Source organism: Nocardia lijiangensis NBRC 108240, assembly GCF_001613045.1.
In the GTDB taxonomy this organism is placed as follows: Bacteria; Actinomycetota; Actinomycetes; order Mycobacteriales; family Mycobacteriaceae; genus Nocardia; species Nocardia lijiangensis.
In genome coordinates this window covers 124,025-148,832 of the sequence record NZ_BDBP01000005.1, presented here as the reverse complement: position 1 = coordinate 148,832, position 24,808 = coordinate 124,025, and the positions used below count along the sequence as shown (strand labels likewise).

Sequence of the window (24,808 nt, the reverse complement as noted above, 5' to 3'; positions counted from 1 at the left end):
GGCGCGCGGCTGTTACCCGCGCGTATCGTGGGAAATGTCTCCCTCGAGGTTATGACAGCAGTCGAGGAATTCCGGCAGACGGCTGACGGAACTGTTCGAACGCGTCGGTATACCTCATGGTTATCGGCTCTCGATGTAGAAGCGTTCCAGGTCTGCGAGACCCGCCGAGCAGACTCGAGCCCACCACTTGCCAAATGTATTGACCTACAATGTTTGCTCTCGCAAGTGTTTCTCTTGTTTTCCGGGGCCATGCGACGGCGGGCTGTCTACGATCGTCGCAAGTGCGCCCGAGAAGCTCTGGAGCGCTCCGCCGCAGTGTGGGAGGTGATCTGTGTGCCCGACATCCTCGATGTACTGCACGCGCGCTGTGCCGAGATCGCGGGTGAGGCGATCCTCTCGGGAGAGGACCATCCACACCTCGCGCTGACCACACGCGAGGTTGAGGAACTGCTCGACCTCATCGATGACCTACACCGTCGCTACTGCGACATCGACCTCGCCTACCGTGAACTCGACCACCGGTACACCGTGCTACGTCGAGCGGCCCGCGAAGCCACCGCATCGCTGGAGAGGATCCGTGCCGTGCTGGAACAGCGCACCGCGCACCCGGAAGCCCATGCGCGCCAGGCATGCACCATCGCCGGTTTCGCCGCCCGGAATCTCACCGCGGCGAGCCTGAATACGGACAGCACAGCGAGCTGACACTCCACGGATCGGTGGTCGAGGCGCCGTTCGCGCCTGCCAGGACATCCGAACCAGCGGCATACCCATCCTCCGTGCGAGTGTCCATCCGCTGCTTCGGGAACGAAGGGGTTCAGGACTCGACACCTGCGCTCGAATTCTCGGCAACGCAACGGATCTGTCGGTAGGAGAACACGTCACCGCAACAGCTGCGGGACCGCGGGCCAGGTGTGGGCATCGGTAGCCTCCCGGGTCGCAGAGAGACCACCGTCTTCGACCGGGTTCCCTTGCACGAGTTGCCCGTTTCACGTCCGACGGGTCACCCGTCCAGCGCCGTATCCCTCAACGTGGCAGGGGTAGTTGGTGTCGTCTCTGGCTCAGTACGCTGCCCTCGCTGGCGTGATGTTGTTGGTGGCCTGCCTCCTCGGGCCCGGACACGGCCGTCGTCATCAGCCGCGTTTTGAGCACTCGGCCTTGCACTTTCATCGCGCGACAATGGTCAGCGCCGCCCCGGCGGGCATCGTCAGCTGGGCTGGGCCGTCGCCGCGAACGGTGAGGGTGAATCCTTCGATCGAGGCGCGTCGCCCGTCGGGGTCTGTTCGACCGTTGTTTGAGCACCTTCACGGCGAATGTCGAGCAGCGGTGCCTCGAGTCGCAGCTTGGGTCACGGCGGTGGCGAACGTTCGCGGGCTCTCCAGTGGAATGAAGTGCCCCGCATCGTCGACGTGGTGGAGCCGCAGGTTGGCGAAGTAAGAAGTCAGCCGATCGGCCCAACTCCTGGGGAACAACACGTCGTTCTCCGGCCAGAGCACAGTGGTGGGTACGGCGAGGCGCTCGGTCGGCTGAGGCGCGCGTTCGGCTGCGATGCGGGCGACTCCGCCTGCGCCGACCCGGTACCAGGCCAGGGATGCCGTGAATGCTCCCGGCTGGGAGTACACGGAGACAAGGTGATCGAGATGATCTTCGGCAAGGACGAAGTCGGGTCCGGACCAGCGCGACCAGAAGTGGAGCAGAAAGGCGCGTACGGCGTCGGCCTTGCCGTCGATGAGTTCGTCGGCAAGCCGGAGCTGGTTGAACGACACGTACCAGAACTCTTGTTGCGCTTCGGCGGAGAGAATCCGTTCACCGATGCCCGGCAACGGCGGCGTAAGCACCAGTTCCCGTATCAAGTCTGGACGCTGGCGCGCCACTGCGAGCGCGATCCTGCTGCCGATGTCATGCCCGCCGAGGACTGGCCGGTCCAGCTGCAGTTCCTCGATGAGTCCGATGACGCTGCGTGCTTGCGCGTCGGCGCTGTACTGGGTCGAAGGGTCCTCGAGGTGTTTGTCGGATGCACCGAAGCCGCGCAGGTCCGGCACGACGACGTCGTGCATCGGCAAGAGCGGGACCACGTCGCGATATTCGGTCCTGTCGCTTGGCCACCCGTGCAGCAAAACCACCGGGGTTCCAGTACCGATTCGGTCGTACGCCAGCCGGAACCCGTCGATCGCAGACGTCCGCTCGACGTGCTGACTACATGGGCGAGACGACACCCGAATCCCCCATTTCCGCGAGCAGGGCAGGACCCACACCGCTGTTTGTCATTCGTGCTATGGCGGCTCTGAACATGCCGATGGTTGTCATCCTGGCGTCCCGATTCCGGGCGAGCAGACGACTTTGTCGGGGTTCGCTCGCAAGTATTTGAGGCCCTGTTTCATGTAGACGCGGGGATTGGTGTCGAGGTGCTCGGCCCACAGCGGTCTGGGATCGCCGCGCATTACGCTCCAGCAGGCGAGCGCGTACCCGAACATCGGCTGCGACAGATAGCCCAGCCGCTGGGATCGCCAGCCGTGGCGGCTCTGGGAGAACTGGAACGCCGCATTGGCGTTGAAGACGCCGAGCCCCAGATACACGGTGACCAGATCGGTGAGCTGCTCGCCATCATGCCGATCGGGCAGGATGCGGTCCTCGCCGAGCAGCCGTTCGTGCGCCAGCTCATGGGCGACGGTCGCTACCAACGCGACCGGCGAGCGCATCTGGAACATCGAGAGCGACACCACCGCGCGGCCGCGCTCCAGGCGATAGTGGCCCGCCTCCCCATGCGAAGAACCCTCCAGAAACGCGACATCGTCCGGCAGCACATCGCCGTCCGTGTCGACCTCCACGACGACGCGATCCCGACGGACACCCATGTACCCGCTCACGCGCTCGACCAAGGAACGGACCTCCGGCTCGGTGCCGGAGTACGCGTCCGGAAAGAAGTCCGAAGTCGGCAGGATCACCGGTGTTCGCAGCGTCCTGGGTCCGAATTGCGCTGCGCACCAGCTCAACATCTCCTCGACCCACAGCCGCTCGATCTCCCCCACCGGGCACGTCGGCTTGAAAAATCCCATGCGGCATTATCTCTGGCGACTCCGCCGGAGATCATCGAGATCGCGATCGTTCCGATCACTACCGAAACCGCGCAGGCCACCGACATGCGGTCCTGGCTGATCCGTCCCAACACGCCGATCAGCCCGATCGTGACCCGCAAAGTCCACGGCATCACCAACGGGGAGTTCGTCGTTAGGCGGCGGAGCCGACGTCCGTCGCGAAAACCTTTGCTTGCGCGGCGATCTTCCGCATCGTCGATCGCAGCATCCAGATGTGCGGCGGCCTTGGCGTGTCCGACGATATGCCGTTGGCGCGGCTCGCACGCGAAGTAAGACCGTTCCGGATCCATGACGGGCCGTCGGAGGTGCACCGCTGGGCCATCGCCGATGACCGTCGTCGAATACGTCGACGGCAGCGTGATCCTCCATCAGACCGAACTGGCCGCCTTCAGCACGACATCTGAGCACTCCACCCGAAAATATCCGGCAACCATGAACCCCCAACGACGTAGAAGCTGTCGGCCAGGTCTCCGGCAAAGTCGTGAAGTGAGCGCGTGACCTGGGGTTATGGCGTTCCGTTCGAAGCGGGCACAGCGACAGCGCGTAACGATCGTGGAACGCCCGATAGTGCGAGATACGCCCGCCGCCCGCGGTGTCATCGGGGGACGCAGAGTCGGGCGTTGCCCGGAGGTTCTCCATGAGAGGAAGATCGATGGGGTGGATGCGGGGCGTTAGCTCCGCTTCAACAGGGCTCTGATGATCGCTGACACCATGGGGTGATATTGATGCGAACGGACGGAGACAGCTGGGACATCGTGACGAGCGTGGGCCTGACCGCCCTGGGCGTCGCCACATTTCGCGCACTCGAGACGATCGATCGCGAGCCGATGATCCACGACGACTACGCGGCGTGGTTTGTCGAGGCGGCGGGTGAACCGCACTTTCTGCGGATGCTGGACGACCCGGCGTCCGCGGGCACACTCGGTCTGTTCGGGCGGTTCATGGGGGTTCGGACAAAGTTCTTCGACGAGTTCTTCGCCGCGGCGTGGCAGCGGGGTGTGCGGCAGGCAGTGATCCTGGCATCCGGTCTGGACGCACGAGCGTATCGGCTGGATTGGCCCGCGGGCACGGTCGTCTTCGAGATCGATCAGCCACGCGTGTTGGAGTTCAAGAACCGGGTGCTCGCCGATCACGGTGCCGTTGCCACGGCCGATCGGCGTGCGCTGGCGGTCGATCTGCGCGACGACTGGCCCGCCGCACTCACTACCGCGGATTTCGATCCGGGGCAGCCGGCAGCGTGGTCGGCCGAGGGGCTGTTGCCATTCCTGCCGGGTTCAGCACACGACGCATTGTTCGAACACATCGACGCCCTGTCCGCGCTCGGCAGCGGCGTGGCCATCGACGACTTCGGCCGCGGCCTGGACCAGCGCCACTTCGACATGGAGGAAAAGTTCTTCGGCAGCGACAACAACCCGTTCGGCAACCTGAACGTGCGCGACCTGTGGTACGACGACGCCCGCGCCGAACCCGGGGACTGGCTGTCTCGACACGGCTGGTCTGTCGACCGTGCCACCCCCTTCGACCTGGCCGCCACCTACGGCCGCCCGATCACCGACTTGCCCGCCGACCTGCCCGCCGAGCTGCTCGACCGGATGCGGGAGGCGCGCTACGTATCCGCCGAGAAGCACCGGTGAACCCACAGGACAAGCCCCTGAAACGCCCTGAGATCGTATGTCGATGCGCGGCTTCCGTGCTTCACGCTCGGCATCCACTGGGGCCGCGGGCCCATTGATTCCTCACTCTCGCGCAGTCCTGAGGGGTGAGAAACTTGCCACAGCAATGTCAGGATTGAGCCACGGGGCCAGAGCTTCCATGTCTTCGGAATTCAGCTTGGCAATGCCATTCTCACACTCGCGATGACGGCCATTTCTGAAGTCGTACTCCGTATGCATGCGGGTGTTACACACTGAACAACTCCACGTAGTCATCGCGATATCCGCCCCTCTTGCTCTCCAGCCTCATGAAGCAGGACAGCTTCACGAGCTGCGCCCGGCTGTGGAAGCTCCTGGTAGAGCTTGGAATCAAGATTCTGAGTAAGATAGGTCCGCTTTGCCCATTCATACGCGTAGAGCGCTCTCCGCAGCCATCGTGAGGGACAATCCCGAAAGTAATCACTGGGGTCTTGAAAGCAATCACCAGGGTGGGGATCGTCCATCATCAGGGCTTCCATAGCCGCATGAAACCCGGCTCTGTTGATATCTATTTCGTGAGAATTCATGATCAATCCTTGGTTCGAGTCAGCGTGAGACACCTCCGGCGATAGAAGTAGCAGCAAGAGGCAACAACATACGGATCACATTTACCTGTCCGCTAGGAACGACGCCAGCAACCTGCGGCCCACCACAAGCCAGAGGACCGGGTCGACGTGTTCGCAGTTCTGACGCCGGTGGCGCGCGAACCGGCGAATGGTAGCGAAGGTCTCGTCGCGACCGTCCTGTCCACAGAGGGCTGGATCGCCAGTCGTACGCGCCGGGAGACACGGCGGAAGTGGGTTCCGCAGCGAGCCGGGCCGGCCGCTGCCCGCATCTCATGGGCTCTCCGTCAGTCTCGAGCCTGGAAAGTGTGGCGACAGCCCCCAGATGCGACTGGAACAAGATTTCCTCGTCCCGCCGAGGGACCGGAGTCTCAGCCATCGTGCATCCTTCCATTTACCAGCGGAGCTGAACATTCACCGTACGTTCGATAGGTCGTTGTTCAGACAGTGACCATGGTCACTGCACTTCTCAGGGATGTCAAGCGATCCTCCGATACTTCTGCAATCCGTTTTACAAGCGCGATGTAGTATGTTCAGTGTGTCTGAACACACGATCGTGAGTGAGGGTCCCGGCGACACCGGTGCGGGTCATCTGGTGCGCCGGGCGCGGACGGCGGCTGGAGTCTCGCTCCGCGAACTGGCGCGCAATATCGGCGTCAGCGCCGGAACCCTCAGTGCCATCGAGAACGGCAAAACACCACTGACCGTCGGCCGGCTCGACCGGATCGCTGCCGAACTCGGTGTCGCCACCGTCGACATTCTCGCCAACCGGCTACCATCAGCCGCCGACGCCACCGGCACATCACCCGCCCGGTCGACAGGTGACGGGCAACCATGGCGCACCTTCGAGCCCTTGGATCTCGATCCAGCCCTCGACGCGGCGATCGCAGCATTCATGCAAACCGGTTACCACGGCGCGACGATGAGGAGTATCGCGGCCAACGCCGGTATGAGTGTCGCCGGCATCTACCACTACTACCCAAGTAAACAAGACCTACTCGTCGCCATATTCGACCTCGGAATGGCCGAACTGCACTGGCGAATCCCGGCGGCCCGCGACGACGGTGTCTCCGTGGTAGAACGATTCGCCAACATGGTCGAAGCCCTCGCGTTGTTCCACACACACCGCGGTGACCTCGCGTTCATCGGGGCCAGCGAAATGCGCAGCTTCGACGAACCCAGCCGCTCCCGAATCGCTGCTCTGCGCAGCGACATTCAGCGAATGATCGACGACCAAGTTGCCTCCGGAATCCGGGCAGGCGAGTTCACCACCCGCTACCCACGCGAAGCCGCCCGCGCTGTCTCCACCATGTGCACGTCCCTGCCGCAGTGGTTCCGCCCTGGCGGCCCCGTCTCTCAACAACAAATCGCCTTCGAATACGCGCAATTCGCCGTCGACATCATGCGCGGACACACGCGACCCGAGCCGACATGGCCCAGACTCCATCGGAGGGAGCATCGGGATACCGGTGGATCTTGATCTCGCTCCGATCGGAGGAAGGACCGACTGCACTCGACAGCGTGGCTGACAACGCGGTGCACACCAAGCAGCCGGCCGAGCAGCTGCGCTTCCGGTTGTCGTGCTCGATCCGGCACAGCGAACGATGCCCGCAGAAATGCCCGATGACACGGCAGCGCCCTGCCCCAGTCGATGCGACAGACTGGGGCAGGGCGGGCCGAGCATCTCGCTCGGGCACTACTTCGCCGGAGCGGCCGGCGGCGGTTGGTTGATCGTGGTGAAGTACTGCACGGCCGCCATGATTGCGACCGGGGCGGTCACCAGCAGTTGGCCGGCGATCGTCCCGAGGGTGCCGAGGGCGGCGATACCACCGAGACATCCGATCGCCGCGGCCGGAATGAACGCGCCGAACAATCCGATGATCGCCGCGGAGGCAACGGTGGCCCCCGCGATACCGCCCAGGACACAACCGACCGCGGCGCCACCGATGCCGCCGACGGTCGTGCCGATCGTCGCGCCCATCAGGATCGTCGATGTCAGCCGCGCCCAGGCGGCCTGTTCACGGTCGTATTGCGTCTTCCACGGCGCCTGATCCTCGTACGGCAGGGCCACGGGTTTGTAGGTCGCGTGCGCGAGATCCAGTTGCGGGGTCAGCGTGGCCGTCCGGTCGCGGATCTCCGCGGCAATGGGGAACACGAAATCATCGACCCGGAACGACAATTCCGACCCACCTAGCACCGCACCGTTGGGGGCCTTGATTTTCAGCACCCCCTCCTCCACCGCCAGCGAACCGGCGTCGGCACTGATCACCATGGACCGTTCGCCCACCGACGCGGTGTAGTTCACCGCATCGCTGCGATCGAGCGGCGCGGCCGAACCCGCGCCTGCCGTGACACCCAGCGCGGCGGCAAGCAGCGCGGAGGCCGCAATAGATTTCCTCATCGAATTCCTTCTTCTCGATACCTCGAACCGACCGTTCGAGAGATCCATATGCGCACCAGCGCAACGCAGTCGACGCCGATAGCGGCATCGGCAACTGCGATCCTTCCGGGCCTACCGGCCCATAACTAAGCGCTCGTTTACTGGTGTGGCCACCAAAGATGCAGCAGGCCGCATAGTGGCGTCAACCCCTTCGGGCAAATTTCCGCACAGCGCGATTATCTTCCGGCAACCACTTGAACTTGACGCCCGATTCAGGTATCAATGGCATGACCTGCGTCACATCCACCCTCGACCGAACCTCGGCTTCTCGGCCGAAAACTGACTGCCAGAAGCGCTTCGGAATGTCGCATGACGTTGTCGATAGCCATCCGCAATCAATAAGCTCGGCGGAGCACTACCCGAGCCCAGCCCCCGACCGGTCGCTCTCGGCTGCATGCAACACGGTCCGATGAACTCCCCGACAGGGCCACGGGCGCTGGCATTGATGCCGGCAAACGAGCTCATCGAGGAGAACTCCGCATGACGCGGGTCCCACGTTCCGCGATGGTCGCGCCTTCGCACGCCAGCCCGCCGTTGCCCGCCTCGATGGACAGCCGACCTACTTCCACCCCCGACGGGAACTGAAAACAACAGCCGGGAAACGCATTGAATTTGACACCAGATTCAAGTACGGTTCGGCCACTGACAGTGACGGCAGTCACATCAGTTCCTTCACCCCGAACCTTGGAGATAGCGATGACGCCGACCCCGGTTTCCGCCGCCCCGGACCAGAAGAAATTGCGCAGACTCATGGCCGCCGGACTGATCGGCAGTTCCATCGAGTGGTACGACTTCTTCATCTACGGCACCGCCGCGGCCTTGGTCTTCGGCAAGCTGTTCTTTCCCGGCGCCTCACCGCTGATGGGAACGCTGCTGTCGTTCAGCACCTTCTGGGCCGGCTTCGTCGCCCGGCCCCTGGGCGGACTCGTCTTCGGGCATGTGGGCGACAAGTTCGGCCGCAAGCCCGCGCTCGTCGCATGCCTGATCCTGGTCGCGGTATCGACCTGCGCAATCGGCCTGCTACCGACCGCCGCGTCGATCGGGGCGGCAGCACCGATCCTGTTGGTAGCCCTACGATTCCTGCAGGGCATCGCGGTCGGCGGTCAGTGGGGCGGGGTCACCCTGCTACTCACCGAAACCTCCCGTCCGAACCGCAAGGGCCGGGCGGGCACATTCGGCCAGATGGGTGTGCCATTCGGTCTGTTGCTCGGCACGGGTGCATTCCTGCTGGTGGCCCACTTCGTCAAAGGCGCGGACTTCCTGTCGTGGGGTTGGCGCATCCCGTTCCTTGCGAGCGCCCTGCTGTTCCCCGTCGTGCTGTTCATCCAACTGCGCATCGAGGACTCCCCGGAGTTCCGCCGGCTCCAGGCTCGCGCGGGCGACGCCTCGGCCACGATCGCGCAAGCCCCGATTCTCGAGGTGCTGCGCAAGCATTCGAAGAAGGTGCTGCTCGGCGCCGGTCTGCTCTTCGGTAGCAACTCCATCTTCTACATCAGCGTGGCCGGCGTGCTCGACTACGGTGTCCGCGAACTCGGGCTGGACCGCAACGGCTTGCTGACGGTGTCTTTGCTGTCGTCTGCGGTGGGCATCCCGGTCATCTATTTCGCCGGCTCGCTGTCCGACCGCTTCGGGCGCCGCCCGCTCATGCTCACCGGCGCGGCAATCTTGACGGTGTGGGCGTTCCCATTCTTCTGGCTGGTGAACACCGGCTCGCTCACCGCCATCCTGATCGCCACCGCCGTGGGCAGCGGCATCGGCTCCGGCTTGGTATACGGGCCGCTCGCGGCATATCTGGCCGAACTGTTCGAACCCCGGATCCGATACTCGGGTATCACGCTGGCCTACCAGCTGGCCGCGATCCTGGTCAGCGGCGGCACGCCTTTCCTGATGACCGCATTGCTAGCCGCGACCGGATCAACGGCGGCGGTCTCAGCCTTCTTGATGCTCATGGCCATGTGCACCCTCGGCAGTGCGTGGGCTCTGCCGGAAACCGTGACGCACACACCACCGGCTACCGTCGGCGAAACCGCCATCGCCCACTCCTGACCGTCCGCCCCGGCCTCCGCGTTGCGCGCGGAGGCCGGGTGTCGACCTGTCGGGGGTCGGGCCGGTCGTCGACGAGCGGCGTCACCACCGTCGACGGCCGGTACCGGCCGACCGCCGCCGCGGATTCCCCGATCGGATCCAAACCGAAGATCCCCGTCGGCTACCCGAAATGGTTACGCAGCCAGCAGCGCACCGACCTCTACGATGCCAAGTTCTCCCCCAAGGTTTCCGCGCTCGGGCCCGGCTTCCTGGCCAACTATCGCAACCCGTTCGCCGACCCCGAACTCGCGACCGACCGTCGCCGGGTCGCCGGGCAGCTGGATCGGTGGCGACCGATCGCCGCGCGCGAGGGCCTGTCGGTGGGTGAGCTGTGGTGTTGATCGGGAGACGTCCAACCAGGGTGGGAGCGGGAGTTGCTGGTGCGGTGGTGGGAGGCCGCCGCGCAGACCGATGCGACGGTGAGTTGTTGCCGCTACAGCTGATTGGATTCTGTTGGCTGGAGCGGAATTTGGGCTCAGTGACGGGCGGCTGCCTCGGTGCCTGCTGGCTACTCTGGGAGGATGATCTTTCTGATCGGAGGTCCACCTCGGGTGGGTAAGAGCACCCTGGCTTGGATGCTGCTCGAGCGCGACGGTATCCCTGGCTGCCCAACCGACGCGCTGGTGTCGATGCTCGGGCAGGTGGCGCCCCAGCATGGGGTGCGACACGGAATGCACTTGGACAAGGCCGAACTGGCGCAACCTTTCGTTCTCGCGTTTCTCGAGGCGATCGCCGAAGGGCTCGACCAGGAGACCGATCCGCCTGACTGCTATGTGCTGGAGGGTGATGTCGTCACGCCGGCGGTGGCCGGTTCGGCTACCGCTCGGGGCCTGCCGGTAACGGCCGTCTTCCTTGGAAATACGACGATAACGGTGGAGGCGCTGCGAACGGCGCCGCACTGGCTCGACGGCGCGGACGACTCGACCTATCGGGAAGTCGCGTCGTGGATCGGAGAGCAGAGCGTCATGCTTCGCGATGCGTGCGCGGCTGCCGCCCTGCCGTACGTCGATCTATCGAAGGGCTTCGAGTCGGGACTCGAAGACGCATACACCACGCTGCTCAGCCAAGTTTGAGCAAGGCCGCACCGTCCGTTCGGGATAGCGTGCGCGCGTTGTCGCCATCGTCGATCTCCTCGAATTGTCCACGGCAGTATCGACGGTCGACGAGGATCTGGTGCCGCATGAATCTGCCGCCGTGTTCGACACAAGTCGGGTGCGCTCGTCACCGGCCGCTGATGTCGTACAGCCCAGTTCGGGTTCGATCGGTGCGGGGGTGTTCGCGTCGAGGTGGTCGGCAACAACACCCAGGCGCCAGCGAGGCCATTGTCGAGTTTCCGCTCCGCTGGCGGGTGGCGACATAGCGTCGCCGTACCCCCGCGCACGGCCATCAAATGTGACGAAGTCCAACCGTGAAACGTGATGCAGGTCATTGCCCGAGAAGGCGCGTTTGGGCATCGTCGTCATTTCGTTTTTGGAAAGAACCTGGTTGGAGATGCCTAAATGGCCGACCACAATTTTGCTTACGACCTCACGCTGGACGAAGCACGACGGCGCAGCGCCGTCGTCGCAGCGCTCGGTGACGACTGGGATCCGGTGGCGGTGCTCGCCGAGGAAGAGCTGGCGTACGACATGCTGTACTCGAATCTCGACGACGAGCAGCAGCGGATCTACGAGGAACTCGTCCGGGCAGGGGTCCTACCGGATCGGGCGACGCGCCTTATTACCGACTGACCTCACCGCCGAGCACGAACCATAACTGGTGTTCGGCGGGCTTCCGGCGAGTCGTGACCTGGCTGCTCCGACGCTCGGCTGAGTTTCGTGGGCAGTGGATCCGCAGTCCCACCACAGCTGATCGATATCCACTCTGAGGGGCACGCCGCGCGCTCGTCGACAGAAGAGGACATTCGATTCGACGGGACCGCCGCTGGCCGAATCGCTCTCAGCGGCTAGTTGGAGATGTGTCATGACCACCGCTCGGCGGGTACCCGAGCCCTGAATATCAGCGTTCCTCGGTCTCCAACCGTTCAGCAGGCCGCGCACGGGGGTGTTCCGCATCGGAACCGCCGGCCCCCGGGTTCACGGGCGTAGTCTGCGACCCGGTCCACGCGGCGAGCAGCCGCAGTGCGGTCTCCGACGCCGAGCCCGCCTCGGCGGTGTAGATGCACAGCGTTTGGTCGGGATCGCCTGGTAGCGAGACGCTTTCGTAGTCGATGGTGAGATCACCGACGAGGGGATGGTGGTAGCGCTTGCTGCCGTGACTGCGTTCGCGGACGTTGTGGTCGGCCCACCAGCGCCGGAATTGCGGGCTCTTGACCGCGAGTTCGCCGACGAGTTCGGCCAGCAGCGGGTCGTCCGGGTGACGGCCGGCGTCCAGGCGCAGGACCGAGACGTTGTCCCGGGCGACCTCTTCCCAATCGAGGTACAGCTCGCGGGCGGACTCGTCGAGGAAGGTGTAGCGCAACAGGTTTCGGTCCCGGGGCGGGAGCGCCTCGAAGTCGGTGATCAGTGCCCGGGCGAGACGGTTGGCGGCGAGGATGTCCATGCGGCGGCCGAAGACGAAGGCAGGCATCACGTCGTCGAGCGTCTCGAGGATGCGGCGGATCCCGGGACGGACCCGCTGCACTCGCGCTGGAGTCCGGCGCCGGGCGCGCCGCGGACTTGCCCGGGCGATCTGGAACAGATAGGAGCGCTCGACTTCGTCCAGGCGCAGGGCGCGGGCCACGGCGTCGAGGACCTCGTCGGAAACGTTGATATTGCGTCCTTGCTCGAGCCGGCTGTAGTAGTCCACGCTGACCCCGGCGAGCTGGGCAACTTCCTCGCGGCGCAGCCCCGGCACCCGGCGTACCCCGCCCGTTCCGCCGATCTGCATGTCATCGACGTTCAGGCGCGCGCGGCGGGTGCGCAAGAACTCCTTCAGCTCGGCATTGTGCTCCATGGATCCAGTCTGACGTGCACGGCGGCCACACATCGCAACCAAGGTCGGTCTGCTGGACCCAGGTTCGCCGGACCTAGGTCGAGCAGGGCGCAATTTGGCCGTCCTCGGGCCCTGTTCCCGCTGTTGTATCGAATACGCGGCGCATCCACCGCGGACGACACACAGGAGAGATCACACCCATGACTACTCACAACACCTCCCCCCTCGCCGGTCGCGTTGCCGTGGTGACGGGCGCCTCCAGCGGCATCGGCGCCGCCACCGCCAAGCGGCTGGCCGCGTCCGGGGCGACGGTGGCCTTGCTCGCACGCCGGGCCGATCGGCTCGAACTCCTGGCCAAGGAGATCGAACGGGCGGGCGGGACGGCGCTGGCCCTAACCGTCGACGTCACCGATGCGCAGGCCCTGCGCACCGCGGCCGAGCGGGTGGCCGCCGAACTCGGTACCGCCGATCTGCTGTTCAACAATGCGGGTGTCATGCTGCCCGCACCCGTCGAGGAGCTGCCGGTCGAGCAGTGGCAGCGGCAGATCGATCTGAACGTGACCGGCCTGATGAATGCCATCGGCGCGTTCGTACCGCAGTTGATCGCCGCGGCCGCGGACAAGGGCGTGGCCGACCTCGTCAACACGTCCTCGATCGCCGCGCAGAACCTGTTCCCGACCTTCGCGGTGTACTCGGGCACCAAGGCCTACGTGACGCACCTGTCGCGGACCCTGCGCGCGGAACTCGGTGCCAAGGATGTCCGTGTCTCCGCGATCGAGCCGGGCATCGTCGGCACGGAGCTGCAGAACCACGTCACCAACGCCGGCGCCCTGGAATGGCTCGAGGGTTCGAAGCAGGAGATGACCTGGCTCGATCCGGAAGATATCGCCGAGGCCGTCAACTTCCTGGCGTCCCAGCCTGCGCACGTGAACCTGCAGCAGGTCACGATCATGCCGACCCGGCAGCCGTCGTAAGCGAATCATCCGCGACGGCGGGTTCGCCCACCTTGCGCACTCGGATGGTTGCCGCGGTGACGGGCGTGCCCTCGGGTTCACGCGACGCCACGTCGGCGGCGAGAACGCTTGCCGGGAGCCGTTTTCCGGGTATTCCTGGGCGGCTCGGTCGAGTAGCTGCTCGTCAAGGTGGCTTTGGTGATCTTCTCGGTGCCGTCGAGGATGGCGTCGATGGCCGCGCCGCGAACGAGCGCCGAGAGGCTGCCGCGGCAGGTCTGCTCTCGGTGCTCATAGCGTCGATAAGCCGTTGGCATTCCTGGCATACGCCTCGTCGAATAGGTCCCAGCCGTTACGGCGGCCAACGGCGCGGGCCTCAGTCATCCAGCCCGCGTCGATGGCCGCATCGACAAACGCCCGGACCACGCCGGGCTTGTTCAGGTTCAGCACACGGTCACCGATCCAGATGACACCGGTCGCGGACGGCCCGCCGTCGGAGACGTTGCGCTCACCGTCGGGGCGGAAGACCAGTGTCAGGCCAGCTACTGATCCGAGTTGTCGCAGCCGCAGGACTTCCTCGCAGCCGTCTGCATGCCGGTGGGAGGTCTTCCAGAGGTACTGCTGCTCACCCACCATGAGCACTCGGCGGCGGCGGTGTTCGTTTGTCACCGCGTGATGCTATGCGGGTCAATGGATCCCGGCTATCGGTTCGTCGAGCCGGCCAATCGCGCATCTGAGAACTGAGCCCACCTGTCCGCGTTCGCCTTTGTTCATGCTCTGGGCATATCTTGGGCGTTCTGCGCCGTTCGGAAGAACCGGCGGGTTTCCATGTCGGCGGGGTAGTAGGCCTCGATAGCGATCTCTTCCAGCATGATGTCGAAGGCCGCGCCGAACGTTGTGACCGTATTGACGAAGCACAGTTCAGTCCCCCGATGCGCGATCTGGATGCGCAGCGCTACCTCGGCAGGGTCGGGCGGCAGGGCCTCGTCTCCAGGGCCGAACGCGGCTAGTTCCTCATACAGCGCGTGCAGTTCCGGATCCCCGCTGCGCGCGGCCTGGCGAGCGAGCCGGGGCAGCAAGTAGCCGCGCACCTGTTCCACGTTACGTAGCCTCGGTGCTAGCCCGTCCGGGTGGAGTCCCAGCCGCATCATGTTGATCGGCGGCCCCAACAGCTGCGGGTCCGCTCCTTCCAGGAACACCTTGACCGCGCTGTTGGCTAGGAGGAGATTCCATCGGCGGTCCACCGCGAGCGCCGGATACGGCTCGTGCCCCAGCAACACCTGCTGGATGCTCTCCCGCGACCGTGCAAGATCCGGGTCGTCCAGGGGGCGTTCCCGGAAGACCGGCGCATGCCCGGCAGCGACCAGCAACCGGTTGCGTTCGCGCAACGGCACATCGAGCCGCTCGGCCAGATGCAGGACCATCGCACTGCTGGGAATCGTCCGCCCCGTCTCTACGAAACTGACGTGCCGAGCCGACACCTCCGCATGGATCGCCAGGTCGAGCTGGCTCAGCTTCCTGCGGTGCCGCCATTCGCGCAGCAGTTCGCCGACGGGCCGGTCGTTCGTCATACCCCAAGTCTGCTCGCCCGCCGAACGCCGCCATTACCAGGCATGTAATCGACGCGCCCGGCCCCGTCCGCGACAGTCACTATATGGACAAGACCAACAAGCAACTCGTTCTCGACGGTTTCCGCGAATTCGCGGCAGGAAATGTCGAAGTGCTGCGCACACTCCTGCATGAGAACTTCATCGAGCACAGCCCCGGCAACCCCAGCGGGCGGGGTGCGTTCATCGAGTTCATTGCCGCCGCCCCGGTCGCCGGGGCGCACCTCGACCTCAAGCGGGTCATCACCGAAGAAGACCATGTGGTCATGCACTACCACATGACGCCGGAGGGCGACGAGCGCGGCATCGCCGTCGTCGACATCTGGCGGCTTGTGGACGGGCAGATCGTCGAGCACTGGGACGTCGTGCAGCCAGTGCCGGAGGCAGACCAGATCCCGAACGGGATGTTCTAGAAGGTATTCGAGCACTCGGGCGTCGGTCGGCGTGCTGACCGGCGACCCGTCGGTAGGCGCCCGAATACTGCGAACAGCTCAGCCGTCGGTGGCGGTTTCCTTCCAGAAGGCCAGGGCAGTACGTACTTTCGCGGTGAGCGACGGATCGGCTCGTGGCGACTGTTCGAGCTTGGCGAGCAGTTCTGTGTAGCGTTCCCGCGCGCCGGTCGGATCCCCGGCGCGGCCGGTGTAATCGGCGAGATTCTCCTCGAGCAGGAGTGTTTCGTAGTTGTCGCTGTCGTAGAGTCGCAGCCGGATCTCGAGCAACGGCGCGGCCACATCGAGGGCTGTCTTGTACTTTCCGCCCATCGCGAGCCAGTAGGCCAGGTTCGCCTTGGTCACCAAGGTTGCGGGATGCTCGGGGCCGGAGATTCTTTCCCGATCCAATGCCACCTCGGTGTTGAGTTCGATCGCACCGGACAGGTTGCCGCAGCTACCCATCCACCAGGCCAGGTTGAGCTTGGCCCACAAGGTATCCGAATGCTCGGGCCCCAGTACCTGAACGAAAACGGGTACCGCCTCGGTCAATATCTGTAGCGCGGTGTCCGGGTCACCGTCCTCGCCGACCCACCGTGCGTATTGGTCGCGCGAGCGCAGCACATCGACATGTGTCGGCCCCAGCACCCGTTCGAGTACTGGCAGGAACTGCGTGTATTGGTCTCGGGCGCCGGTGATGTCACCGGTTTGCCCGGTCCAGAATCCCAGGTCGGCCCGGATCCTGAGGGTATCCGGATGCTCGGGCTCGGTGATCGCCAGCTGCGACGGCAGCAGTTCGGTCATGATGGCGACAGCCTGGTCCGGGTAGCCGAGCTCGCCGATCCAGTGGGCGAGTTGCAGTTGGGCGGCGATGGTTTCCTGGTGTTCGGGCCCGAAAACCCGCGTGCAATACCCGGCGAGCTCGGCGTACAGGTCCCGCGCCCCGTGTGGGTCGCCGGCATCGCCGGTCCAGCGCGCGAGCCGGGACCTGGCCGCCAGCCGGTAGGTGTTGTCGGGAGGCAGCGCTTCTTCGAAGGCGGCCAGCCATCCAGCCCATGACGCGCGATTGTCGATCGGCCGCCGTCGCGCATCGAGGCGGTCGAGGAATTCCAGTGCGCGCGCGGGGTTTCCGCTTGCCAGCAGGTGACGCGGTGCGGCCGCGAGCGCGTAGGCGGCGATGTCCTGTTCAGGTGCGGACTCCTGCCCAGCCGCCGGGGCGAGAAGATCCGCGAGCACGGCGTGGGCCGCGCGCACCGCCTCGGCCCCTCCGACGGCGGCTGTCAGCGGTGCCGTGAACGCCAGATGGGCCAAGCCGACCTTCTCGTTCCGCTGACCCGGGTTGCCGCGTGCGACCAGGATGCCCAGGTCGACGACGAGATCGTGCAGGTGGGTCAGCGGTGTCGCTGTGCCGAGTGCACCCAAGGCGTCGGCGACCAGTCGCAGCGGTGCGACCGGTCCTACCCCTACCGCCGCGAGCAGCGTGACCAGCGGCCCGCACACGGCGGCATATCCGGGACGGCGGGCGGTTGTGTGAAATCGATGTTCCACCAGGCCGATGAGATCCATCGTCTGGTCCGGATCGAGGGTCCAGTCGATTTCGGTGACGAGTCGGGGTATCAGCCAGCCGCCCCCGGTCGTGTCCTCGGTCAGCCCGGCCATGGCCGAGGCCAGAGCCGCGGGGAGGACGCTGTCGACGGCGACGAATCCGGCGAGCACCTCCGCGAGGGACGGCGGCCGCAGCGCGAACACGCGCGCGTGGGCGAGTTCTGGGCGGTTCTCCACCTCGGTACCGGAGCGGATGCCGACGATGACCCGGACGTGTGGGAGGCGTTCGTCGGTGCTGAGCGTGGCCACGGCGGTAACGATGCCATCGCGGCCTGCCTCTTCTGGTTGATCGAGGCCGTCGACCAACAGCCGGATGCGGCGGCCGGGTGCCCGAAGCCGCTGCAGGGGACGCACAACGGCGATCTCGAACTCGGTCACCCGGTCGTGGTCGGTCACTTCCGCCAGCACGGCCGCACGGGCGGAACGGAATTCGCCGCCGAACCTGGTGTCCAACTGCGCCGTCAACTCGGCGATCATCGTCTCCACTGAGCTGGTCAGGTCGAGAAATACTGCGGCGGAGACGAATTCCGGAGTCACCCCACCCAGCGCCGGTATCAGCGCCGGGCGAACCAGCAGCGCCATGATCGTGGACTTGCCGGATCCGGCCGGACCGACCAGCGCCTGCAAGCGGTCACCCCCGGATTCGACCATCGCGGCGAGGATCTCCTGCACAGTCATGGTCGGCGACACCGAATACAGCAGGTGATCCACCAAACCCGCAACGGGTCTGCCGGTCACCGCGTCGCGGCGACGAGCCCGATTCGGCACAAGCCACAGTCCGAGATCGCCCCGCTGTACTCGGGCGCCGTTGAAAGTCAGGTGGCGCGGGTTCTGCCACTCGCAGGCGGCGTTGATCTCCGGATACAAATCGCCGCACAGCAGGTTGGTGCCTCTGGCGCCGAGGCCGGAATCGAAGGTGCGCAACATGGTTCGGGTGAAGCAGCCGTCGTAGGCATTTCCCTGATCCGAGGCCACCAGCAATTCCATCCGCCCGGACGACTTCTCCATGAGCTTCACCCAGCGATCGCCCGCGCCCGTGACACCGGTGGCCGCCTCGCAGGCATCCACCAGCACGATCAGGCCATCCAACGACTTCGTCTGTTTCAGCAGGGTAGCGACTACATGGACAAGACTCAGGCCGGTATCGAAGTCCAGTGGCAGCTCCGAATCGCGGGCAAGCAGATAGAAGTCGTCGTCATCGGTGAAGCCATGGCCGATGAACGCGATCAGCAGCGTGGCCCGCAGGGCGTCGGCCTGCCGGAATGCTGCCTTCACGATGCGGTGGAACTCGGCGACCGTCGGGTCGAGCACCGGGCCGTCACCGAGTGGCCGCCAGCAGCCTTCGGTGGTCAAGGTCGTGTACAACGCGGTGGCGAGTTCGCCGGTGCAGCCGAGGAGCCCGAATTTCGTGCTTTCCGACCCGATAACCAGGGCCACCCTGTCAGCCATAGGTCACACTATCGGAGACAGCCTGCGCGGATACAACCTTCTCCGGCTCGAAAGGGAATCGCAGTTGGCAACGATCGTCTTGGTGCACGGCATCGCGCAAGAGCAGGAGTCGGCCGATACCCTCGAGGCGAAATGGCTTCCCGGCCTGGCGGGCGGGGTGCGCAACCACGGTAACCCGGTCCTGGCTGATCGATTGTGGCGCAACGGATTACCAGGCGAGATATCGACGCGCATGGCGTTCTACGGCAATCGATTCCTGACCCCGGGCGCGCAGGGAGCCGGGCCGGGCCGAGTCGACGAGGCCCAGCTCGAACTCATGGAGCAACTCGCCAAGCTGTGGCTGACCACGGCTGCCGAGCATGCCGGCGACGACAGGGATCGACGCGCCGCGCAGCAATTGACCACGATTCCCGAGGACGCGCGCGCCATGGGCGCCAAGGCCGCGATCCGGCCCGCACTGAACGGACTGGCGCGGCTGCGCTGGTTCGCGCCGTGGGGCATCGGACTTGCCGAGAAGTTCGTGTGGCGCGCACTGTCCCAGGTCACCCGCTACTTCACCGACGACACTGTCCGGCAGTACGCCCAGGAGCAGGTGCTCGCGCATATCGGCCCGGACACCCGACTGGTCATCGGCCACTCGCTCGGGTCGGTCGTCGCCTATGAGGCGCTGCATCATTGCGACCACGAGATCGCATTGCTGACAATGGGTTCCCCGTTGGGGTTGCGTACCGTTGTATACGACCGGCTGCGGCCGCAGCCGGTCTCGGTGCCCGCCGCAGTGACCGGCTGGGACAATCTCGTCGATCGCGACGACCTCGTCGCCGCCCACCTCGACCTTGCGCCGTTCTTCCCTCCCGCACCCGGCGCGGCGGTCGTGCCGGTGACCGCCGAAGCACTCGACAACGGTGCGAAGCCGCACGATTCGACGCACTACCTGGTCAAGACCGTCACCGGTGGAATCGTCGAGAAGGCATTGGCGCGATAGTCGTCGTTCGAGTCGCTGCCTGTCTGCGACCCGGGCAGGCAGCCCGCCGCACCGGCGGACCGGATCGACCACCTGCCTACTGTGGCTTCCAATTCCGTTGTCGGCAAGACCTACTCAACCCGCGCGGGAGCCCACCAGCCTATTCAGCAGTGCGACCGAAGCCTGATCCCATCGATGCGGAAATTGGGGTCGCCGAACAGCTCCGGTCTGTACGTACCACAGACATCCCACTCAGTCTGGCGGTCCGAGTCCAGGTTCATCACGAACCGATGGATGTTGTCGACGCCGGTCTGCTGCGCGGCGATGTTGTCAACGTGGCGGCCGTTCCGGTAAAGCTCGGCGTACATCAGCCAGGCATCGTCGCTGTCGCTGCTTGTCACCTTCCCGGTGAAACGCGCCCAGCCATCGCGTCGCAACGACCAAGTCGCGCCCGCGAACATGGTGCAGTCCCCCACGCGAATGTCTCTGTCCCAGGTGAATTTGCGCTCATCCGAGGCCTGGACGGGTCTCTTGCAGTCGTCGGCGGCCGCTGCCTGGCCGGGCACAGCGGCGAGCAGCGGACCGACAAGAAGGGCTGCGCCGATGCGAGCGATGACAGTACTGCGAGTCGATGAGATCATGGCTTCCTCCGCCGAGTTTCGGCGCTGAAGTGCGAACGGCTGGCGCAAGTTCGGGATGGGCAGTTTCGCGGGCGTCGGTGACCACCAAGCACGGGCCATCGAGTGAGGGTGTGGGATTCCACTGTGTAGCGGCGGATTTCGCGCCGTCTGGGTCGGGCACCTTCGGCAAGATTCAGTTTATCGTGGTGAATGGACCCAGGCATGGGATTCGCGCCATAACGAACTGCTGGCCGCCGCCGACGGACAGAGCCTCGCAGAGGCTTCACACGCCTCGCAGAGGTTGCGGGGGCTGCGAAGCGTGTGGACGGTCTGCGAGGTCGCGCGCTGACAACCGCGGGCGGAACTTCAGCGAAGCCGGGCTGTGATGCGGCGTTTCGCAGAAGCGGCTATTCGACGGTCATCTCCCCCATTTCGGACCAGTCGGTGGCATCGATGGTCTGACTGATAATGCGCGGGGTCTGTGCGAGGGCCGCGGGAAGTTCGGCCATTGCGGCCTTGAAGTGGGGGCTGCCGACGTGTGCACTGCCGGCGGCCTGATCTCGGAATGCCTCCACCAGGACGAATTCGGTCGGGTCGTCGACGCTGCGAGACCAGTCGAACCAGAGGTTGCCCTCCTCGGCTCGGGTGGCCGCGGTAAACGGGCCGACGATGTCGAGCCATTCGTCCGCCCTTTCGGGCTTGGTCTTGAATTTGACGACGATGAAGATCATCACGCGCCTCCTACGATTGGTCGGGCTGCCGCGACACAGCCTGGCTGGTTCAAGGCTACGACGGGGAGATGCTCAGGAACTGGCACAGCCAGAGCCGGATTTGAGGCAAACGCCCCATGCGACCACGAGGGCGGCGGACCGATGATCAGGGCATGACGAAGCGAGTTCAGGAATCACGGAGATCACCGGTCATGACCGAATTGACATTCGAATCACCGACCGTCGAGCGGTTCGGTACGCCCATTTCAAATCACGCACCTGGGGTGCCGGACGGCGGGCGAGTCGATGCAGTCAACGTAAGCCGGCGTGTCGGGACGCGGCAGATTCTCCAGGAGCTGTCGTTGTCGGTCGAACCAGGCGAGTTGGTCGCCATTGCCGGCGGCAGTGGAGCAGGAAAGAGCACATTGCTGGAGATCCTCGCGGGACTGCGACCACCGTCTACCGGGGAGGTTCGGCATGACGGCGTCGTTCGCGGGGCCCGAGTCAGCGCCGATTCCCGTATCGGCTACGTGCCCCAGGAGGACATCATCCACCTCGAGATGCCCCTGCGCCGCACGCTGCGCTACGCGGCGCGGCTGCGGCTGCCCGCAGGCACATCGGCGGCCGAGGCGGATCGGGTGGTCGAAGAGACCATGCATGACCTCGACCTGGCTGATCGGGCCGAGGTGCCGGTCCGTGCGCTCTCCGGCGGCCAGCGCAAGCGGGCCAGTATCGCCGTGGAGCTACTGACCCGGCCGCACCTCTTCTTCCTCGACGAACCCACCTCCGGGCTCGATCCGTCGACCGCAGCCGACGTGATGCGCCTGCTGCGCCGACTCAGCCAGCGCGGGGTCACCGTCGTCCTCACGACGCATGAGCCGACCGGCATCGACCGGTGTGACCGGGTGGTATTCCTGGCGCGCGACGGCCACCTGGCCTTCACCGGCAGCCCGACCGAGGCTCGGCGCTACTTCGGCGTCGAGGATCTCGCCGAGGTGTACGACCGGCTGGCTCATGAGCACACCCCTCAGATCTGGGCGGAGCGATTCGCGGACAGCGGTGGGAAGTCGAAGGCCGGGCCTGGCTCGGCTCTACTGCCCATCCCCGCCACCCGTTCGGATGTCAAGCGCACAGACATGGTCCGGCAATGGTGGCTACTCACCCGACGCAATGTCGATGTTCTCCTTCGCAACCGGCTGACCCTGGCGGTCCTGCTCGGCTCACCGGTGCTGGTCACTGCCATGATGGCGACGCTGTTCCAGCGAGACGCGTTCGATCCGCGTAACGCAGCCGACCTCGGCCCGGCCCAGATCGTCTTCTGGATCGCATTCGCAGGCTTCTTCTTCGGCCTTACATACGGCCTGCTCCAGATCGTCGGGGAGATGGCCGTCTTCCGGCGGGAGCGCCTGGCCGGGCTCAGCGTGGGCGCCTACGTGGCATCCAAGGTGACAGCGCTGCTTCCGGTGCTGGCTGGAGTGAGCGCGGTGCTCCTCGGTGTGCTGCGGGCGCTCGGTCGGCTGCCTGCCGTTGGATGGGACGTGTCCGCCTTCCTGTTCGTGACGATTGTGATCGAGGCGACCTCGGCACTGGCCCTCGGATTGCTCGCCTCGGCCGCGGTCTCCAACGCCGCGCAGGCCGCCCTCGCACTGCCGATGCTCTGCTTCCCGCAGGTTCTGTTCGGTGGCGCCATTGTCCCTGTTGACGAGATGGCCCTCCCCGGACGCCTGATGAGCTTCGGTCTATCCAACCGCCATGCATTCGAAGCGCTGGGTCGCGACCTGGATCTCGAGCGGTACACCGCCACGCTGCCGGCCATGTCCGCCTATGGCGACACCTTCCACGGAGGCACCGGCGCCAGTCTCATCGCGCTCGCCTCGTTTGCCGTTGGCCTCATGCTGGCCACGATATGGGTCTTGGACCGGCGGTCCCGGCCCAGCGCATCCCGGCGATGAAGGCCCTGCGCAGTGGTTGCCGAGCTGAAGTACCTGGCGCAGCGGATGTTTCAATTTCCGACGGCCGCATTGACCGGGGACCCCGCCAGACCCCGATCGATCGCGGCGAGGCTGGCCTGCGTGCGGTTGTTGACGCCGAGCTTGGCGTAGACATGTTCGACGTGGTTGCGTGCCGTTTTCTCGGCGATGAACAGTTCGGCGGCGATTTCTCTGTTCGATCGGCCCTGCGCGACGAGTCGCAGGATCTCGACCTCGCGGTCGGTCAGCCCGGCCGGCCAGGGCGTCCGCCGCGAGCTCCGCGGACTGGCCACCGCAAGCACGGCCGCAGCCGACTCGGCGTCGAGGCGTCCGGCGCGCGCCTCCTTTCGTAACTGATCGGCAGCGCCGCGAGGATCGAGTGGCGGCCGGTAGGGACGCGGCTCGAGCAGTCGTTGATAAGCGTCCGCCGCGGCTAGCAGCCGGTCCTGCGCGCTCAACTCCCCGCCGGCGATCCCCCGGGGAAAGCCGGACCCGTCGATCCGTTCCCGGTGCTTCATCGCGATGGGCACTACCGACTCCAAGCCGTTGACTCGACCCAGTATCCGGCCGGTCAGATCCGGATACATCCGTACCCGTTCCCATTCAGCCGTAGTGAGCGGCCCCTTCTTCTCCCAGATCCGGTTGGACACTCCCATTTTGCCAAGGCCGTGCACCAAGCCGGCACGGTAGAGATGCGTGATGTCCGACGGCGACATGCCCAGGTGTCGGGCTGCCCCGGCCACCAGATTCGCGACGCCACGCGAATGCCCAAGAGTGAATGGAGATTTGAGATCGGCGAAATCAGCCATGGCCCCGAGTAACTCATCGCTCTCCTCGGCCGTCAGGGTTCGGTCGCGATCCGGTGCTTGGGCCAATGCCGCTGTCCAGACGTCGATTTCGAGCAATCCGTCCACGATCGCCGCCGCGTCGCGATCGAACACCGCCGCCACGGCTGGGCTGAACTGACTGCCGCACCGAGAACGGACGACATCCTTCGCGTGCTCGAGCCCACCCGTCCGCAGGTGCACCTCGACGACGTCTGCGACGTGAGCGATGTGGATCTCGACCGGGATATCGTCTCCGCGGGAACCGTTGGGCAACCCCCGGCCGTCCCAGCGTTCGAAGGCGTGGGCCAGCGCCTTCCCGACCTGCTCGTCCAAGCCCATCCGATCGGAGAGAACCCCGGCGGAACTGCAATGCGACTGGATCAGTGTGGCGACCTGGCTGCGAGCCGTGACCAGCAAGGCAGTGGCACGGATGCCGCGCTTCCAGCCCGGCAATCCACGTCCGGCATGACTCATCATCAGCCGCAGAAACGGCATGCCGGTCATGTCCACCGTGTAGGTGTCGCCCCGGAAAGCGATGTCGTCGCCGAAGAGCGCCGAGAGTTCGTGGGAGTCGGCGTGACAACCGATCCACCCGACCAGATTGGCGTAGTACACGGTCGCCCGCTGTTGCCGGTCGAGACCCATCCGCTCGGCGATCCGTATCGCGATCAAGGACGACCGAAGCATGTGTTCCATCGGCTGACCCAGACCGAGGTCGATCGCAAGCGATATCGCGGCCAGCAGTTCGGCTCTGCTCAGACCCTTTCCCGAGCCGGGCAGCGTCCCGTGCGGGTGCATCTTCCCATTGTCCACCCGAACAACGGCCATCTCTGCGCGAAAGACGAGACCACCGTGTACCCGCGCCGCAGCACGCGCGCCGTGACCAGCGAGGCT

22 protein-coding genes and 1 pseudogene are annotated in these 24,808 nt (G+C 65.4%); 12 read left to right on the top strand and 11 right to left on the bottom strand.

Features of this window, described 5'->3' with window-relative positions:
- The first annotated feature begins 333 nt into the window (after positions 1-333).
- Positions 334-702 carry a hypothetical protein gene (locus NL1_RS02780; RefSeq protein ID WP_156094621.1) on the top strand — a complete coding sequence of 123 codons (369 nt, stop codon included), beginning with the start codon at positions 334-336 and terminating at the stop codon, positions 700-702.
- 599 nt (positions 703-1,301) lie between these two features.
- Here the strand turns inward: NL1_RS02780 and NL1_RS02775 are convergent.
- On the bottom strand, positions 1,302-2,252 hold the full coding sequence (locus NL1_RS02775; protein WP_307621721.1) for an alpha/beta fold hydrolase: 951 nt from the start codon (positions 2,250-2,252) through the stop codon (positions 1,302-1,304).
- 48 nt (positions 2,253-2,300) lie between these two features.
- Positions 2,301-3,053 (bottom strand): hypothetical protein, encoded by a 753-nt coding sequence (locus tag NL1_RS02770; RefSeq protein WP_067833911.1) that lies wholly within the window; start codon positions 3,051-3,053, stop codon positions 2,301-2,303.
- Positions 3,054-3,229: 176 nt separating this feature from the next.
- Here NL1_RS02770 and NL1_RS36140 point away from each other — a divergent pair.
- Positions 3,230-3,496, top strand: a pseudogene (locus tag NL1_RS36140) (acyl-CoA dehydrogenase family protein); the annotation flags it as partial.
- A 321-nt stretch (positions 3,497-3,817) separates the two neighbouring features.
- Positions 3,818-4,726, top strand: coding sequence for an SAM-dependent methyltransferase (locus NL1_RS02760; RefSeq protein ID WP_067833905.1), 909 nt, complete (start codon positions 3,818-3,820; stop codon positions 4,724-4,726).
- A 290-nt stretch (positions 4,727-5,016) separates the two neighbouring features.
- Here the strand turns inward: NL1_RS02760 and NL1_RS37175 are convergent, their stop codons facing one another.
- The gene (locus NL1_RS37175; protein ID WP_156094620.1) at positions 5,017-5,310 is read right to left on the bottom strand and encodes a hypothetical protein; all 294 of its coding nucleotides are present in this window, start codon (positions 5,308-5,310) and stop codon (positions 5,017-5,019) included.
- Positions 5,311-5,821: 511 nt separating this feature from the next.
- On the opposite strand from NL1_RS37175, the gene NL1_RS02755 reads away from it, so the two are divergent.
- Positions 5,822-6,826 carry a TetR-type transcription factor C-terminal domain-containing protein gene (locus NL1_RS02755; RefSeq protein ID WP_245673059.1) on the top strand — a complete coding sequence of 335 codons (1,005 nt, stop codon included), beginning with the start codon at positions 5,822-5,824 and terminating at the stop codon, positions 6,824-6,826.
- A gap of 216 nt (positions 6,827-7,042) precedes the next feature.
- Here NL1_RS02755 and NL1_RS02750 read toward each other — a convergent pair whose 3' ends face one another.
- A complete protein-coding gene (locus tag NL1_RS02750; protein WP_067833899.1) occupies positions 7,043-7,747 on the bottom strand; it encodes a DUF8020 domain-containing protein in 705 nt (234 codons plus the stop codon).
- Positions 7,748-8,482: 735 nt separating this feature from the next.
- Here NL1_RS02750 and NL1_RS02745 point away from each other — a divergent pair.
- The 4 genes from NL1_RS02745 (at position 8,483) to NL1_RS02730 (ending at position 11,601) form a co-directional block, all read left to right on the top strand.
- Positions 8,483-9,832, top strand: a complete 1,350-nt coding sequence (locus NL1_RS02745; protein ID WP_067833897.1) for an MFS transporter — start codon at positions 8,483-8,485, stop codon at positions 9,830-9,832.
- Positions 9,833-9,870: 38 nt separating this feature from the next.
- Positions 9,871-10,212, top strand: a complete 342-nt coding sequence (locus NL1_RS02740; RefSeq protein ID WP_067833895.1) for a hypothetical protein — start codon at positions 9,871-9,873, stop codon at positions 10,210-10,212.
- A gap of 180 nt (positions 10,213-10,392) precedes the next feature.
- Complete coding sequence (locus NL1_RS02735) at positions 10,393-10,944, top strand: hypothetical protein (RefSeq protein ID WP_156094619.1); 552 nt, start codon at positions 10,393-10,395, stop codon at positions 10,942-10,944.
- Between the two features lie 426 nt (positions 10,945-11,370).
- Positions 11,371-11,601, top strand: coding sequence for a DUF6400 family protein (locus tag NL1_RS02730; RefSeq protein WP_067833890.1), 231 nt, complete (start codon positions 11,371-11,373; stop codon positions 11,599-11,601).
- 268 nt (positions 11,602-11,869) lie between these two features.
- Here the strand turns inward: NL1_RS02730 and NL1_RS02725 are convergent, their stop codons facing one another.
- A complete protein-coding gene (locus NL1_RS02725; RefSeq protein ID WP_067833887.1) occupies positions 11,870-12,805 on the bottom strand; it encodes a helix-turn-helix transcriptional regulator in 936 nt (311 codons plus the stop codon).
- A gap of 179 nt (positions 12,806-12,984) precedes the next feature.
- Here NL1_RS02725 and NL1_RS02720 point away from each other — a divergent pair, with 179 nt between their 5' ends.
- On the top strand, positions 12,985-13,758 hold the full coding sequence (locus tag NL1_RS02720) for an SDR family oxidoreductase (RefSeq protein WP_067833884.1): 774 nt from the start codon (positions 12,985-12,987) through the stop codon (positions 13,756-13,758).
- 267 nt (positions 13,759-14,025) lie between these two features.
- Here NL1_RS02720 and NL1_RS02715 read toward each other — a convergent pair whose 3' ends face one another.
- Both NL1_RS02715 and NL1_RS02710 read right to left on the bottom strand, forming a co-directional pair.
- Positions 14,026-14,403 (bottom strand): hypothetical protein, encoded by a 378-nt coding sequence (locus NL1_RS02715; protein ID WP_156094618.1) that lies wholly within the window; start codon positions 14,401-14,403, stop codon positions 14,026-14,028.
- Positions 14,404-14,504: 101 nt separating this feature from the next.
- Positions 14,505-15,305, bottom strand: a complete 801-nt coding sequence (locus NL1_RS02710; RefSeq protein WP_067833878.1) for a helix-turn-helix domain-containing protein — start codon at positions 15,303-15,305, stop codon at positions 14,505-14,507.
- Between the two features lie 83 nt (positions 15,306-15,388).
- Here NL1_RS02710 and NL1_RS02705 point away from each other — a divergent pair, with 83 nt between their 5' ends.
- On the top strand, positions 15,389-15,754 hold the full coding sequence (locus tag NL1_RS02705; protein WP_067833875.1) for a nuclear transport factor 2 family protein: 366 nt from the start codon (positions 15,389-15,391) through the stop codon (positions 15,752-15,754).
- Positions 15,755-15,832: 78 nt separating this feature from the next.
- Here the strand turns inward: NL1_RS02705 and NL1_RS02700 are convergent, their stop codons facing one another.
- Positions 15,833-18,823 carry a tetratricopeptide repeat protein gene (locus tag NL1_RS02700; protein ID WP_067833872.1) on the bottom strand — a complete coding sequence of 997 codons (2,991 nt, stop codon included), beginning with the start codon at positions 18,821-18,823 and terminating at the stop codon, positions 15,833-15,835.
- A gap of 64 nt (positions 18,824-18,887) precedes the next feature.
- Here NL1_RS02700 and NL1_RS02695 point away from each other — a divergent pair, with 64 nt between their 5' ends.
- The gene (locus NL1_RS02695) at positions 18,888-19,808 is read left to right on the top strand and encodes a hypothetical protein (protein WP_067833870.1); all 921 of its coding nucleotides are present in this window, start codon (positions 18,888-18,890) and stop codon (positions 19,806-19,808) included.
- 143 nt (positions 19,809-19,951) lie between these two features.
- Here the strand turns inward: NL1_RS02695 and NL1_RS02690 are convergent, their stop codons facing one another.
- A complete protein-coding gene (locus NL1_RS02690) occupies positions 19,952-20,527 on the bottom strand; it encodes a DUF6294 family protein (protein ID WP_156094617.1) in 576 nt (191 codons plus the stop codon).
- Positions 20,528-20,814: 287 nt separating this feature from the next.
- Positions 20,815-21,138, bottom strand: a complete 324-nt coding sequence (locus NL1_RS02685; protein WP_067833865.1) for a putative quinol monooxygenase — start codon at positions 21,136-21,138, stop codon at positions 20,815-20,817.
- A 116-nt stretch (positions 21,139-21,254) separates the two neighbouring features.
- On the opposite strand from NL1_RS02685, the gene NL1_RS02680 reads away from it, so the two are divergent.
- Positions 21,255-23,069 (top strand): ABC transporter ATP-binding protein/permease, encoded by a 1,815-nt coding sequence (locus tag NL1_RS02680; protein ID WP_067833862.1) that lies wholly within the window; start codon positions 21,255-21,257, stop codon positions 23,067-23,069.
- Between the two features lie 50 nt (positions 23,070-23,119).
- On the opposite strand, the gene NL1_RS02675 is transcribed toward NL1_RS02680, so the two are convergent.
- Complete coding sequence (locus NL1_RS02675) at positions 23,120-24,712, bottom strand: HD domain-containing phosphohydrolase (protein ID WP_067833859.1); 1,593 nt, start codon at positions 24,710-24,712, stop codon at positions 23,120-23,122.
- Positions 24,713-24,808 lie beyond the last annotated feature (96 nt).